12 protein-coding genes are annotated in these 12,994 nt (G+C 52.2%); 8 read left to right on the forward strand and 4 right to left on the reverse strand.

The window, feature by feature from the left end; genetic code table 11:
- Positions 1–51: 51 nt before the first annotated feature.
- On the reverse strand, positions 52–765 hold the full coding sequence (locus tag C0557_RS24925) for a DUF3053 domain-containing protein (protein ID WP_074776196.1): 714 nt from the start codon (positions 763–765) through the stop codon (positions 52–54).
- A 392-nt stretch (positions 766–1,157) separates the two neighbouring features.
- Here C0557_RS24925 and C0557_RS24930 point away from each other — a divergent pair, with 392 nt between their 5' ends.
- The gene (locus C0557_RS24930; RefSeq protein WP_208662094.1) at positions 1,158–1,451 is read left to right on the forward strand and encodes an HTH-type transcriptional regulator; all 294 of its coding nucleotides are present in this window, start codon (positions 1,158–1,160) and stop codon (positions 1,449–1,451) included.
- Between the two features lie 53 nt (positions 1,452–1,504).
- Here C0557_RS24930 and C0557_RS24935 read toward each other — a convergent pair whose 3' ends face one another.
- Positions 1,505–3,130 carry an ABC-F family ATP-binding cassette domain-containing protein gene (locus C0557_RS24935; RefSeq protein ID WP_208662097.1) on the reverse strand — a complete coding sequence of 542 codons (1,626 nt, stop codon included), beginning with the start codon at positions 3,128–3,130 and terminating at the stop codon, positions 1,505–1,507.
- 408 nt (positions 3,131–3,538) lie between these two features.
- On the opposite strand from C0557_RS24935, the gene C0557_RS24940 reads away from it, so the two are divergent.
- The 3 genes from C0557_RS24940 to C0557_RS24950 are packed head-to-tail and all read left to right on the forward strand — an operon-like array spanning position 3,539 to position 5,504.
- Positions 3,539–3,910 (forward strand): response regulator, encoded by a 372-nt coding sequence (locus tag C0557_RS24940; protein WP_074776202.1) that lies wholly within the window; start codon positions 3,539–3,541, stop codon positions 3,908–3,910.
- A complete protein-coding gene (locus C0557_RS24945; protein ID WP_074776204.1) occupies positions 3,907–4,545 on the forward strand; it encodes a chemotaxis protein CheC in 639 nt (212 codons plus the stop codon). Before C0557_RS24940 ends, C0557_RS24945 begins: the two co-directional genes overlap by 4 nt.
- A 2-nt stretch (positions 4,546–4,547) precedes the next feature.
- Positions 4,548–5,504 carry a GGDEF domain-containing protein gene (locus tag C0557_RS24950; RefSeq protein WP_208662099.1) on the forward strand — a complete coding sequence of 319 codons (957 nt, stop codon included), beginning with the start codon at positions 4,548–4,550 and terminating at the stop codon, positions 5,502–5,504.
- A gap of 205 nt (positions 5,505–5,709) precedes the next feature.
- Here the strand turns inward: C0557_RS24950 and C0557_RS24955 are convergent, their stop codons facing one another.
- Positions 5,710–6,426 (reverse strand): hypothetical protein, encoded by a 717-nt coding sequence (locus tag C0557_RS24955; protein ID WP_208662101.1) that lies wholly within the window; start codon positions 6,424–6,426, stop codon positions 5,710–5,712.
- A gap of 488 nt (positions 6,427–6,914) precedes the next feature.
- Here C0557_RS24955 and C0557_RS24960 point away from each other — a divergent pair, with 488 nt between their 5' ends.
- The 4 genes from C0557_RS24960 (at position 6,915) to C0557_RS24975 (ending at position 10,855) form a co-directional block, all read left to right on the forward strand.
- Entirely contained in the window at positions 6,915–7,115 is a 201-nt protein-coding gene (locus tag C0557_RS24960) for a hypothetical protein (RefSeq protein ID WP_208662104.1), read from the forward strand.
- Positions 7,116–7,177: 62 nt separating this feature from the next.
- On the forward strand, positions 7,178–7,456 hold the full coding sequence (locus tag C0557_RS24965) for a hypothetical protein (RefSeq protein WP_208662106.1): 279 nt from the start codon (positions 7,178–7,180) through the stop codon (positions 7,454–7,456).
- 17 nt (positions 7,457–7,473) lie between these two features.
- The gene (locus tag C0557_RS24970) at positions 7,474–8,748 is read left to right on the forward strand and encodes an HlyD family secretion protein (RefSeq protein ID WP_208662108.1); all 1,275 of its coding nucleotides are present in this window, start codon (positions 7,474–7,476) and stop codon (positions 8,746–8,748) included.
- Entirely contained in the window at positions 8,735–10,855 is a 2,121-nt protein-coding gene (locus C0557_RS24975; protein WP_371813218.1) for a peptidase domain-containing ABC transporter, read from the forward strand. The genes C0557_RS24970 and C0557_RS24975 overlap by 14 nt, the downstream gene beginning before the upstream one ends.
- A 65-nt stretch (positions 10,856–10,920) precedes the next feature.
- On the opposite strand, the gene glyS is transcribed toward C0557_RS24975, so the two are convergent.
- A complete protein-coding gene (gene glyS, locus C0557_RS24980; protein ID WP_074776213.1) occupies positions 10,921–12,990 on the reverse strand; it encodes a glycine--tRNA ligase subunit beta in 2,070 nt (689 codons plus the stop codon).
- Positions 12,991–12,994: the final 4 nt, after the last annotated feature.

A 12,994-nucleotide genomic window follows, 5' to 3' on the forward strand; every position in this document is an offset into this window, starting at 1 on the left:
GCGGACATAAAAAAGAGGCGATTAATCGCCTCTTTTTTTGTTTGCGCCCGCTTACTGCTGCGTGGCGTTAACGGTCGCGGTCCAGGCCTGAGTGAACGCCTGATGCTGCGCCGCCAGCGGCGCAATCAGCGCGTTATACTGGCTGGCCTGCTGGGACGTCGGGAACTGGATGCCGTTAGCAACAAAGCTCACCTGCGTATCCTGCTGGGCAATAAAGTCGCCCACCTGCACCAGTTGCTGAGTGAAGACCTGCGCCGCCGGGATCAGCGGTTGCAGCGCGTTGGCCGGATTGGTGACCACTTTGGTATACACCTGGTCAAACACCGGCTTGAGATCGTCCGCCTGCTTTAACGCCGCGTGGGAAGCATCTGCCTGCATTTTCGCATTCTGCAGCTGCTGGCTGAGTACGCCGAGCGAGCCATTGGCCTGACGAAGCGGTTCACGCTGGGTCATATAGTCCTGCGGTACGCGGATGGCGTTAACGCTATCCACTACCGGACGCAGACCGGAATCCATCGCCTGGTTCACCTGCTGGGAATAGCCATAAATCACAGCATAATCAGAGACAAACGGACCGAACTGTTTTTTCTGATCTGCCGTCAGAGCGGGCAGACGTTCGCTGCTACGCATTGCCGTATTTTGCAGGAAGTCGATAAACGCCTTGCGCTGATCGCCTTCTTTATCGAAACACCCACTCAGGCTAACTACCATTAATAACGCCGCAAGAGGCGCAAACCAGCGAGAGCAGGACTTTCCTGTCGCCATTTTCTTACTCCTTTCACCCATAAAAGCGCACACCGGCACACACGTGCCTGACGGCTTACAAGGATAGTCCAGGTCCGCCTCGCAAGATACCCTTTACTTACATTCTTAATACAATGAATTCGACCTGGCATGAAAATTTCCGGGAAGGTGTGCAGATAATTCTTAATCCAAATTAAACGAAAGGTTTTACAAAAAAATACTGAGCGCCGGGAGATGCAGATTAATCAAACAATTAAGCGGTAGAAAACCCACTTAAGATGCATCTGAAGCGCATGAAAAGTCATTTACCGTCTAATTAATCACAGCCAAAACCACACACCAGGAATTTTCACGACTATTCTTAATAAGCTGTATCACGATCCCGCTGTGTGATTTTTTAAGAGGAGTTCTCAATGGAATATAAAGATCCTATGTTTGAACTGCTGAGCAGTCTGGAACAGATTGTTTTGAAAAATGAAGTAACGCAGCCGGTAACTCTGAGCAAAAAGCCGAATGCCTTTAGTGACTTTGAACAATTGCGACGCGGAACCGGGCTGCAAATTGATGACTTCGCTCGTGTAATGGGAGTCTCAGTATCAATGGTGCATGAGTGGGAATCACAACGAATAAAACCCACCGCGACTGAAATGAAACTGATGCGTCTGATTCATGCTAACCCGACGCTCAGCAAACAGCTTATTGACTGAACATATTTACCACCAGAACCCCCGCTGAGCCGGGGGTTTATAATGCCCACGCGTTACCTGCGCCAGATTTCGCAATGCCAGTCCTCTTCCCGCCACTCAATCGTATGCGTTAACTTCAGCCCCTGTAAAAACGCGTCATCGTGCGACACCACTATTAACGCGCCGGGGAACGTCGCCAGTGCTGCTTCGATCGCCTGTGTTGAGGCTAAATCGAGATGGTTAGTCGGTTCATCCAGCAGCAACAGTTGCGTGGCAATACGCCGCCACAGCACGCAAGCCAGCGCAGCTTTCAGCTGCTCCCCGCCGCTCAGCGCGGCTAACGGCAGCATGACTTTATCCGCGCCGAGTTGCAGTTGCGCCAACCGGGTACGCAATACGCCTTCTTCCAGTGGTGTATCGGCCAGCCGGAGGTGCTCCAGTACCGACAGCGAGCAATCCAACTGCGACAGATGCTGATCAAGATACGCACCCGCGACCGAAAGCTGGCAAAGCCCGGACAGCGGCGCTTGCTCACCGAGGATGATTTTCAGGAGTGTGGATTTTCCACAGCCGTTTGGCCCACGCAACGCCACGCGCATCGGACCATCAATGCGCCAGTTGATCGCGACCGGCATACCATGCGGCAGCATAAGCGCTTCCATCACCAGCACCTGCTTGCCCTCTGGCACATGGCTACCCGGCAGAGTGAACATGACGGGTGCATCGTCTTCCAGCCGTTCCCGCGCCTGATTTACCGCGCCGTTCAACATCGCATTCTGTTCCCGATGTTGCCGACGCAGTGTACCGGGGCGCTCTTTTGCCGCGCCTTTGTATTTCACCCGCTCAAACGAGGCGATGTTGAGGGTATCGACAGTTCGCAATGTTTGTGCCGAACGCCGCTGGCTGGCGTCATGTTCTTTCTGCATGCGGCTACGAGTACGACGCCGCTCCGTCACGGCGTGTTCCAGTACGGCGCGGGCGGCCTGCTGTTCCGTATCACGCTGACGCTGGTAATCCTCGTAGTTACCGCCATAGCTGCGCAGGCCCGCGGGCGTGAGTTCAAGAATACGCGGCATCAGCGACAGCAGCTCGCGATCGTGGGTCGCCACCAGCGCGCCGCCGGTTCGCTGTAGCAAGCGGTCATAAAACCACTCGCGCCCCTGACGATCCAGGTGATTGGTCGGTTCATCAAGCAGCAAATAATCGGCATCGGTGCTTAAGGCGCTGCATAACAACGCCCGCATGCGTTCACCGCCGCTTAACTCTGCGGCAGGTTGATCCGGGATAAAGGCGGGTAGCCCGGCGCCAATAAACGCCGCGACAAGACGTTCCGGCAGATCCCAGAAACCCTCCAGGCATTCCAGGTCTTCCGGCTGATAGTCACCCTGTTCGACGCGACGGCGGGCAACAAATACGTCGCCATAGCCCAGAAGCTCAGCCAGAGTCGTTGTTGCCGCTACGGTGTGCTGCTGGGCGACATAGGCCACGGAAGCGACGCGTTCAATATCACCAACAGCAGGTATTGCCCGCCCGGCAAGAAAGCGCAGTAGTTGAGTTTTGCCGACGCCGTTACGCCCGACAAGGCCGCATAACGACAGCTCAAGCGAGAGATTCAGCGGGCCAAAAAGGGTTTCGCCTGTCGCAAACTGACAGGTGACTTGATGCAAAATAAACGCAGGGGATTGCGCACAATGAGCCATAAGCACTCCTGAATGAAATTAAAACCCTCCCGCCAACGCTTATGCGTTAAGCAAGGAACCTTTCATCAGTCGTGTTTGTTCATTTTCAGAGTGCACTCCGGTGAGACGAGAAGTTCGTCGGCACGTAGCATAGCCAGGTTACGGCTGGCGCTTCAAGGTTAAATTTCACGTGATGCTGTTATTCAGCGCTAATTTTTTGCGCGCGATTGCCGATGAATATGATGACTTAACTAAAAGCAGCAGACAGGGCGTGTAATCCAGGTACGCAATTTCACAAAGGAAACGACTAAACAAGGCGTTAGCGCAAAGTGCAACGCTGCGGCAAGCGCAAGCAATAATCAGGGAAGGCAGTTCCACAGAGAAGCATTGTTCTGGTGTTACGGCAACGAACCACTAAAAAGAGAATGAATGATGTCCAGATATATTCTGATTGTTGACGACAGCCGCCTGTCGCGCATGATTTCACGGCAGTTTGTCACAAATCTGCATAACGACTGGAAAATTGACGAGGCCGGCACGGGCGAAGAGGCGATCGCTCTGGTCGCGACAACGGCGCCGTATCTGATCTTGCTGGACGTTAATATGCCGGGCATTGGCGGGCTGGAGACGGCTTCACGCATTCGTAAAAGCCACCCGCAAACCCACATTGTTCTGCTCACTGCCAATGTGCAGCATTCCGTGCAAACCGCCGCCGAAGAACTTGGCCTTGGCTTCCTGCCGAAACCGCTGAAAGAGCCGCAGCTCCATGCATTGCTGAATAGCCTGGAGACAAATTCATGAACGCGCTACCGGATATCAGCGATATCGAAGCCGACAGCCTGATGGAGATCTTCAACATTGGCGTCGGCCATGCGGCCGCGGCGATGAGCAATATCGTCAATGAAGAAGTACGCATGTCGGTGCCGACCATCCGCTTTACCAACCGCTCGGAAGCCGCCGACGAGCTGGGCGCAGGCGTCTCGCTGTTTGGCATCAGCCAGTATTATGAGGGCGCGTATGCCACGGAAGCGATTCTAATGTTTCCGGAAGCCGCCAGCTTTGAAATCGTACGCATGATGGTTGGCGATCTGATCCCCGCCCACGAACTGGGGGAGATGGAACGCGAAGCGATGAGCGAAATCGGTAATATCGTGCTCAACGCCTGTGTCGGTACGCTGGCGAACATGTTCCAGAAAGAACTACAGGGCTCGCTGCCCGAGGTGCGCGTCGGCACCAGCAAGGAGATCCTCAATCCGGACAAAGATGAAAACGATCCGATAGTGATGATGCTGCGCATCGATTTTGCGCTGGAGCGCCAGCAAATTCAGGGGTATCTCGCGTTTATCCTCGATATGTCCGCGCTGCAAGACTTACGTGAGCAAATCCGGCTTTATATCAACCGCATTGAGTCCGGTTGTGTTCCCGACGGAATGTAATCATGAAAGATAAGTTGTTACTGGATGCATTCTCTGCGCTCAGCCTCGGCGTGATCATCGTTGATGCGCAATACCGCATTACGTTGTGGAACGCCTGGCTGGAAGCCCATACCGGTCTTGCCGCCAGCGAAACGCTGGGGGAGGATTTTTTTACGGTCTTTCCTGATTTGCTGTATCACCGCGTGGGCGATGCTATCCGTCAGGCAATTGGCCACAATTTATCAGCCCTGCTGTCGCAGTCGCTGCACCGTTCTCCGTTTCCGCTTTATGCCGAACCGGCGCGGCCTGCCGCCCGGCTGAGCCAGGCCGTAACTATTGTTCCGCTGGGCGATGCTGAACGGTTTTGCCTGATCCAGATTGTGGACGTGACGGCCGCAGTCCGCCGCGAATCCCTGCTGCGCGACCAGGCGCATGAGCTGTTATCACAATCGCTGTCGGACGGTCTTACCGGCGTAGGCAACCGGCGTTACTTCGATCTCTGCATTGACCGCGAATGGCGCGCCAGCAAGCGCAACAACAAATCGCTGTCGCTGCTGCTTATCGATGTCGATCACTTCAAACGCTATAACGATTGCTACGGCCACCAGCGCGGAGATGAATGCCTGCAACAGATCGCGAACGCCATGCGTAATGCGCTGGATCGCCCCAACGACATTCTGTTTCGCTATGGCGGCGAAGAGTTCTGCGCCCTGCTGCCGGAAACGCGCTCCGCCGATGCGGTGGAAATTGCCGAACGGTTGCGCACCAGCGTTCAACTGCTGGATTTACCCCATGCCAACTCGCCCGACCGTATCGTCAGCGTGAGCATTGGTGTCGCCAGTCATAACCAGCAACAGCACACAGAATACGGTCAGCTTATTCAGAGCGCTGATGACGCGCTGTACGTGGCCAAACGCGCTGGTCGCAACACGGTGCGCGTAAAATCCGCCACCAGACAACCGCGACCGGTTAAGAGCTGATGGAGTGGGGCTATAAAAAACCCGCTCCGGCAGCGGTGGTGAAACGGTGCTAAGGCAATTTCTGGCGCAATGAACGAACGGGCATAAAGGCGATCTCCCTGATTTGTTAGCATAACCAGTAGATCATATTTTTCTATGCCCCTCTTTTTTTACCCGCTTATTACCGGGGATTTCAGCGCATGAAATCAGCATTAAGCGAAATACCTTATGCTTGTCGCCAGCCTTTTTTTATGTCAGCCATGGCATCTGGCATAACTTCAGGCATACGCATCCAGCCTTTCGTATGCATATAGTCGATACAGCGCTCTTTTACTCCCTCCGCTGCGCCAGAATAATAGCCAAATCCGATGCCATCTTCTTTTAATCCGAGATTTTGGCAAACTTTATGCATTTCTGCGCTGACCACATTATCCACCACAAATTTATCGGCACCAAGGCGCAGTACGCTTTCTGCTGCCGCAAAATGTAATAAATAAATGATGCCTCTGTGCTGCATTTCCATTGGCAAAAAGATATCCGAATAACCTAACGTGGAGGCGTTATTGTAATTGTCGTCCCGATCGGTCACGTACATACGCTGGATATAAGAAGATTCCACCCCCTTTCCTGACAAGTTTATTTTAAAGTCCAGTGTGTTTTGCTTATCGCTTTTTGCCACGCGAAAAATTTCAATATTTCCATGCCGGGGATGACGAAAATGAAATGACCCGGCAAATAAATTTCTTTTTTCTACTGAAATTGCGTGAATATTCTCACTTGCCGGTAAATCTACCGCCAGATTCTGTGGTTGATTTGGCGCCGTCGCATGTACATCCTGCGGCGATACTGTTCTTACCGCCGATGTCTCCTGAAGTTCTGTGGGTTCCTCAATTTGAGGGGAAATACAGCACAACTGGCGCAAACTCTGGGCAATAGTATACATAGCCGTCATCTCCGAAAATGGTCCCGTTTAAGCAGCTCCATTTAGTCTTATGAGTGGACAACGCCATCAAAAAGTTCCAAAAGGCGTCATTATCGTGCGTCTTAGCATTATTTTTTGCGATTTATCCATGCTTTTAATAAGGACTAAATCCTTCCCTGCAAAGTCATGTTAAACAGAATGCATTATTTATAATTACATTCAGTCATAATAATTAACGGCCATACACATTCCACTTTGACGCTCAACAACCTTTTGAAGGTTCAGGAATATATTATTATAAAGTGATCACTTATCCTCATGGCAACAATCAAAACAACTCTTTATCTTTTTGATTTAAAAACAAAAAATGACACTTTAAGATACATTATTATTCTGCCTTGTGGCCTTAAAAAAATAGTGTACATTGTTTTTGCGCACTGCTGATTTATCTATTCAGCCTAATCAGCGGTGCCATCACCTGTATATAATTATTATCAACGAGGCTTAAAATGAATACTGTACGCGAACTGAACGTAGAAGAACTGAATATGGTTTCCGGTGCGGGTATTGGTCCGGCAACGGGTGCTCTGTTGAATGGCATCGAGGGTGGGTTGAAACCAACAGAAAGTATTCCGGTCGTGGGTACGGTCACTGGCATTGTTGATGGTATTCTTGGTGCCGGATCAAGCATCGTAACCGCGCTGCCGTAAATAATACCCTGCGCGGCCAGCAGTAAGATATTATTTTTATCTGGTTTGCTGGCCGGGAAATAATGTTAGCAATGAGTGAAATATACTTACCTGTGAGGTTTAAAATGAATACTGTACGCGAACTGAACGCAGAAGAAGTGAATATGGTTTCTGGTGCTGGTGCTGTTGGTTCTACAATTGACTCTACACTTAGCTCGCTTGATTCTGCAGTTAACGATTTGTTAAAAGGCAATACTTTAGGAATTAACCCCGACCTGACAGGTCCTATAGTAGCACCACTTAAAAAAACTCTCGATGGCGTATTAAGCGCGGGGGATGGAATCATAGTGTCAGCATTGTAACCCCCTGACTGCTAATTATGCTTTTTCGTAAAGAGGCTGCCGGGAATATCCGGTCGCATCAGTCCGGCCAGGTGTTATTATTAACCGGCTGGCCGGTCTGGTTGACCATTACAGTAACGCTATTATTTATTGCCGCGTTATTACTGTTTTTAATTTATGGCAATTACACCCGACAGGTTAATGTCAGCGGTGAAATCAACTCCTGGCCGCACACCACCGATTTATTCGCCCCCGAAGAGGGCGTTATTGCCCACGTTTTTATCGCGCCGGGGCAAACAGTACGCGCCGGGGCCGCTCTTTATGAGCTGGATGTCAGTAAAACATCACCTTCCGGCAACCTCAGTTCCACCACGCTGGCTGTGCTGGAAAACCAATCCGTGCAGATAGATAAGGTACTAAGCAATATCGAGTACAACCAACGCGTCACGCTGAATAGCCTGCAAAAACAGCTGGATCAGCTGTCGCTCGAACGAAAAAAAACCGTGGCCATGGTGGACATCTCTGCTGAAGGCGTTAATGCCATGCGTTCCAGCATGAAGGACTATGAGCGATATCGCAGCCAGGGGCTGGTTACGACAGACCAGCAAAACAATCAGCGCTACCTTTTTTATCAGCAGATGAGCGTCTGGAATAGCCTCAGTTCGCAGATTGTTCAGCAGGATATGCAGATAAATTCTCTGCGCAGCGATCTGGTAACCCGCGCCGCCCAGTTTGACGAGCAGAAATCGCGCTACCTTCTGCAACAGGCAGATATTAAGCGGCAACTGGCTGAAGCGAACGTGAGTAAAACCCGTCTTATTACAGCGCCCGCAGCGGGCCATGTTTCGTCCTTAAATATCACTCAGGGGCAAATGGTCGCTGCCGGAGATGAAGTGGTGCAACTGGTTCCTTCCACGGGGATCCTGTTTCATCTGGTGCTGTGGCTACCGGATGACAGCGTGCCTTATATCAAACCCGGAGAAAACATTAATATCCGTTATGCCGCCTATCCTGCGGAAAAATATGGACAATTCCCGGGGAAAATTATTTCCGTATCGTCAGCGCCGGTAACAGGTTCAGAGCTGAGAAAACGCGCCAGCATACCGCAATCACCAGGCAAAATATGGTTCAAAGCCGTGGTCGCGGTGGATAAAGAAAAACTACAGTGGCGGGGAAAAAGGCTGCCGCTGATCAGCGGAATGCAGGCGCAGGCCACCCTCTTTCTGGAAAAACGTCCGCTATATCAATGGATGTTCTATCCCTATTACACGTTGAAAAACAGTATTTCGGAGCCAGTGAGTGACGAAACCTGAGCTAAAACAACTACTTTCCCGCCTGCGTTTGACTCTGCGGCACCGAATGCCGGTACTGCTGCAAACGGAAACAGCAGAGTGCGGGCTTGTTTCGCTGGCAATGATTGCTGACTGGTATAACCTGCCGACGAATATCCATCATTTACGCCAGTATGGCGGTTTTTCTATCCGCGGCGCCAACCTGCGCATGGTGATGGATACCGCTGCGTCGATTGGCATGAAATCCCGCGCCCTGCAGTTGGATATGGATAACCTCCCCGCCCTGAAACTGCCCTGCATTCTGCACTGGGATTTGAATCATTTTGTCGTGCTGGTCGCTATTCGCCGGGGAAAGGTGGTCATCCACGATCCGGCAGCCGGGCGACGGATTATGGGCATGAAAGAGGTGTCGCTGCATTTCACCGGTGTGGCTCTGGAGCTGTGGCCTGCGGGTGAGATGAAACAGGACCCGCAACCGCGCAACCGGCTTCGTCTGAGTACGCTCACCGGCCGTATTGCCGGATTTGCCATTACACTGACCAAACTGTTCTGTTATTCAATATTGGTTGAATCTTGCGGTTTATTGTTGCCAGCAGGCATGCAGCTGATTATGGATCATGCTATTCCGGCAAACGACACAAGTTTATTGACCTTAATCTGTCTGGGGCTGCTTTTTTTTGTGCTGTTCAGAACCGGCATCAGTATGCTCAGAGGCTGGACTTCACTGGTGGCGAGCACGTTAATAGATATACAGTGGAAGGCCGGGTTATTTGAGCGCATGTTATCTCTTCCGTTAGCTTATTTTGAGAAACGCCGACTGGGGGATATCCAGTCTCGCTTCTCCTCGCTTGGAATATTGCGAACCACGCTCACTAACAATATCGTCAGCACGATTATGGACGGGATTATGTCTGTCGGGCTGCTGGTGATGATGCTGTTATATGGCGGCTGGCTGCTGTGGATTGTGCTGGCTTTTTCCCTCACATGGGGAGGGTTCCGTCTGATGACTTATCCGGCCTGGCGCCGGGCTTCAGAGGAATTAATTGTTCGTGAGGCCCGCGCTGGCTCGCATTTTATGGAAACGTTGTACAGCATTAATACCATTAAAGCGCTGGGACTGGATAAACAACGCGCCCAGCATTGGATAAATCTCAACATTGAAAGCGCTAATGCGACAGTACGCAAAACTCGTTATGAGATGTTATTTAGCGGAGGAAATATCCTGATCGCCGCGCTTGAGCAAATTTCGTTACTGTGGCTGGGTGCACATCAGGTAATCGACGGGCAGCTAACGTTGGGTATGTTTGTGGCGTTTAATACCTATCGCGGGCAGTTTGCCGATCGCGCCAATAATTTACTGAATATGCTGCTTCAGTTACGCATGCTTTCCCTGCATAAAGAACGCGTGGCGGATATCGCCCATGCCGAAGCAGAAACCACCCTCGGTGAACATACCCGCCAACTGCTGGCACCAGGGGAACCAGCAGCGCTAACCCTACACAATTTATCTTTTCAGTATGATCCTTTTGTTCCGCCCCTGTTTAGCGAGTTGCACATGGAAATAAGCGCTGGCGAAAGCGTGGCGATTATTGGTCCCTCAGGCAGAGGAAAAACCACGCTATTGAAAATTATGGCTGGCCTTTTACAACCTACAACCGGTGAAGTGCACATAAATGGCATGAACATACGAACCGCAGGGCTGCGTAATTATCGCGCATGTATTGCTTGCGTATTACAGGATGATTCGCTGCTGGCCGGTTCCGTTGCAGATAATATCAGTGCGTTTGATCCGCAGCCTGATGAAAAATGGATGCAACACTGCGCGCAGCTAAGCAATATTCACGCAGATATTATGCGCATGCCGATGGGGTATCAGACATTGATCAGCGAGCTGGGCGGCAGTTTGTCCGGCGGGCAGAAACAACGGTTATTGATCGCCCGGGCGTTATATCGCCGACCATCAATTTTATTTCTCGATGAAGCCACCAGCCATCTGGATACGGTAAACGAAGCGCAGATCAACACCGCCATAAAATCATTGCGCATAACGCGGGTTATTATCGCTCACCGCCCGTCCACTATTGCATCCGCAGACCGGGTAATTGATTTAAACGGGGGAAATAATTAGCCCTAAAAAATTGAGGATGCCACCAGGCATCCTCAATGTGATCAGGCCAAAATATTACCGCGACATTACTGCAGCAGAGAAATATCCGCCACCTGCAGGAACAGTTCACGCAATTTCGACAGCAGCGTCAGGCGGTTAATACGCACGTCTTTGTCGTCGGCGTTTACCATTACCTTTTCGAAGAACTCATCGACCGGCTCACGCAGTTGCGCCAGTTCGATCAACGCTTCCTGGTAGCGACCTTCTGCAAAGAACGGCTCCAGCTTATCGCGCAGCACCACCAGATTACCGGCCAGCTTGATTTCGGCTGCTTCTTTCAGCACCGAGGCGTGAACGATATCGTTCAGCGTTTCATCAGACTTCGCCAGAATGTTGGAGACACGCTTGTTGGCTGCCGCCAGCGCCGCCGCTTCTTCCAGGGTACGGAAGTGCGAAACCGCCTTCATACGTGCATCGAAGTCCGCCGGTTTGGTCGGACGGCGCGCCAGTACGGCCTGAATGGTGTCAACGCTGAAACCTTCGTCCTGATACCAGGCGCGGAAGCGACCCAGCATAAAGTCGATCACATCATCAACCACGTTAGCATTGGTCAGCTTGTCGCCGTACAGACGCACCGCTTCTTCGGTCAGCGTTTGCAGATCCAGCGCCAGGTTCTTCTCAACGATGATACGCAGCACGCCCAGCGCGGCACGGCGCAGCGCGAACGGGTCTTTATCGCCTTTTGGATGTTGGCCGATACCAAAGATACCCGCCAGCGTGTCCATCTTGTCAGCAATCGCCAGCGCGCAGGCAATCGGGTTCGACGGCAGTTCATCACCGGCGAAACGCGGCTGATACTGCTCGTTCAACGCAACGGCAACATCTTCCGCTTCGCCGTCGTGACGCGCATAGTGCATGCCCATCACGCCCTGGGTGTCGGTAAATTCAAACACCATGTTAGTCATCAGATCGCACTTGGAGAGCAAACCGGCGCGGGTAGCATGATTGACGTCAGCGCCAATCTGCCCGGCGATCCAGCCCGCCAGTGCCTGAATGCGGTCGGTCTTGTCGCGCAGCGTGCCCAGTTGCTGCTGGAACAGCACGGTTTGCAGGCGCGGCAGATGATCCTCAAGACGTTTTTTGCGGTCGGTATTGAAGAAGAACTCGGCATCCGCCAGACGCGGGCGCACCACTTTCTCGTTACCGGAGATAATCTGCTGCGGATCTTTCGACTCGATGTTAGCCACGAAGATAAAGTTCGGCAGCAGTTTGCCGTCGTTACCGTAAACCGGGAAGTACTTCTGGTCGCCTTTCATGGTGTAGACCAGCGCTTCCGCCGGAACGGCGAGGAATTTCTCTTCGAATTTCGCCGTCAGCACTACCGGCCATTCCACCAGCGAAGTGACCTCTTCCAGCAGGCTGTCGCTCAGATCGGCATTACCGCCGATTTTGCGCGCCGCTTCTTCCGCATCCGCTTTGATTTTGGCTTTACGCGCATCGTAATCGGCGATCACTTTGCCACGCTCGAGCAGAATTTGTGGATACTGATCGGCATTATCGATAGTGAATTCCGGCTCGCCCATAAAGCGATGGCCGCGGATCACGCGATCGGAATTAATGCCCAGAATCGTCGCCGGAACAACGGTGTCGCCCAGCAGCAGCGTAACGGTGTGCACCGGACGCACAAACGTTACTTCCGACGCGCCCCAGCGCATCAGTTTCGGGATCGGCAGCTTAGCAAGCGAGGTGGCAACCATGTTCGGCAGCAGCGTTTCGACGCTTTCGCCTTTTACATGGGCGCGATAGAGCAGCCACTCACCTTTGTCGGTGGTCAGACGCTCGGCCTGATCGACAGTAATACCGCAACCACGCGCCCAGCCTTCTGCGGCTTTGCTTGGTTTGCCTTCAGCATCAAACGCCTGCGCAATCGCCGGGCCGCGTTTTTCAACTTCGCGATCCGCTTGCGATGCGGCAAGTTTTGCCACTTTCAGCGCCAGACGGCGCGGTGCGGCAAACCACTGTACGTCGCCGTGAGCCAGGCCCGCGGCATCCAGTTCAGCGGTAAAGTTGGCAGCGAAGGACTCGGCCAGGCTGCGCAATGCTTTTGGTGGCAGCTCTTCGGTGCCGATTTCCACCAGGAATGTTTTCTCAGACATGGCC

The organism is Kosakonia sp. MUSA4 (assembly GCF_013085925.1).
Lineage (GTDB): Bacteria > Pseudomonadota > Gammaproteobacteria > Enterobacterales > Enterobacteriaceae > Kosakonia > Kosakonia sacchari_B.

Excerpts from the sequence above, each read along its gene's own strand:
- C0557_RS24925 (WP_074776196.1), bottom strand. The coding sequence starts at position 765 with ATGGCGACAGGAAAGTCCTGCTCTCGCTGGTTTGCGCCTCTTGCGGCG.
- C0557_RS24930 (WP_208662094.1), top strand. The coding sequence starts at position 1,158 with ATGGAATATAAAGATCCTATGTTTGAACTGCTGAGCAGTCTGGAACAG.
- C0557_RS24935 (WP_208662097.1), bottom strand. The coding sequence starts at position 3,130 with ATGGCTCATTGTGCGCAATCCCCTGCGTTTATTTTGCATCAAGTCACC.
- C0557_RS24940 (WP_074776202.1), top strand. The coding sequence starts at position 3,539 with ATGATGTCCAGATATATTCTGATTGTTGACGACAGCCGCCTGTCGCGC.
- C0557_RS24945 (WP_074776204.1), top strand. The coding sequence starts at position 3,907 with ATGAACGCGCTACCGGATATCAGCGATATCGAAGCCGACAGCCTGATG.
- C0557_RS24950 (WP_208662099.1), top strand. The coding sequence starts at position 4,548 with ATGAAAGATAAGTTGTTACTGGATGCATTCTCTGCGCTCAGCCTCGGC.
- C0557_RS24955 (WP_208662101.1), bottom strand. The coding sequence starts at position 6,426 with ATGTATACTATTGCCCAGAGTTTGCGCCAGTTGTGCTGTATTTCCCCT.
- C0557_RS24960 (WP_208662104.1), top strand. The coding sequence starts at position 6,915 with ATGAATACTGTACGCGAACTGAACGTAGAAGAACTGAATATGGTTTCC.
- C0557_RS24965 (WP_208662106.1), top strand. The coding sequence starts at position 7,178 with ATGTTAGCAATGAGTGAAATATACTTACCTGTGAGGTTTAAAATGAAT.
- C0557_RS24970 (WP_208662108.1), top strand. The coding sequence starts at position 7,474 with ATGCTTTTTCGTAAAGAGGCTGCCGGGAATATCCGGTCGCATCAGTCC.
- glyS (WP_074776213.1), bottom strand. The coding sequence starts at position 12,990 with ATGTCTGAGAAAACATTCCTGGTGGAAATCGGCACCGAAGAGCTGCCA.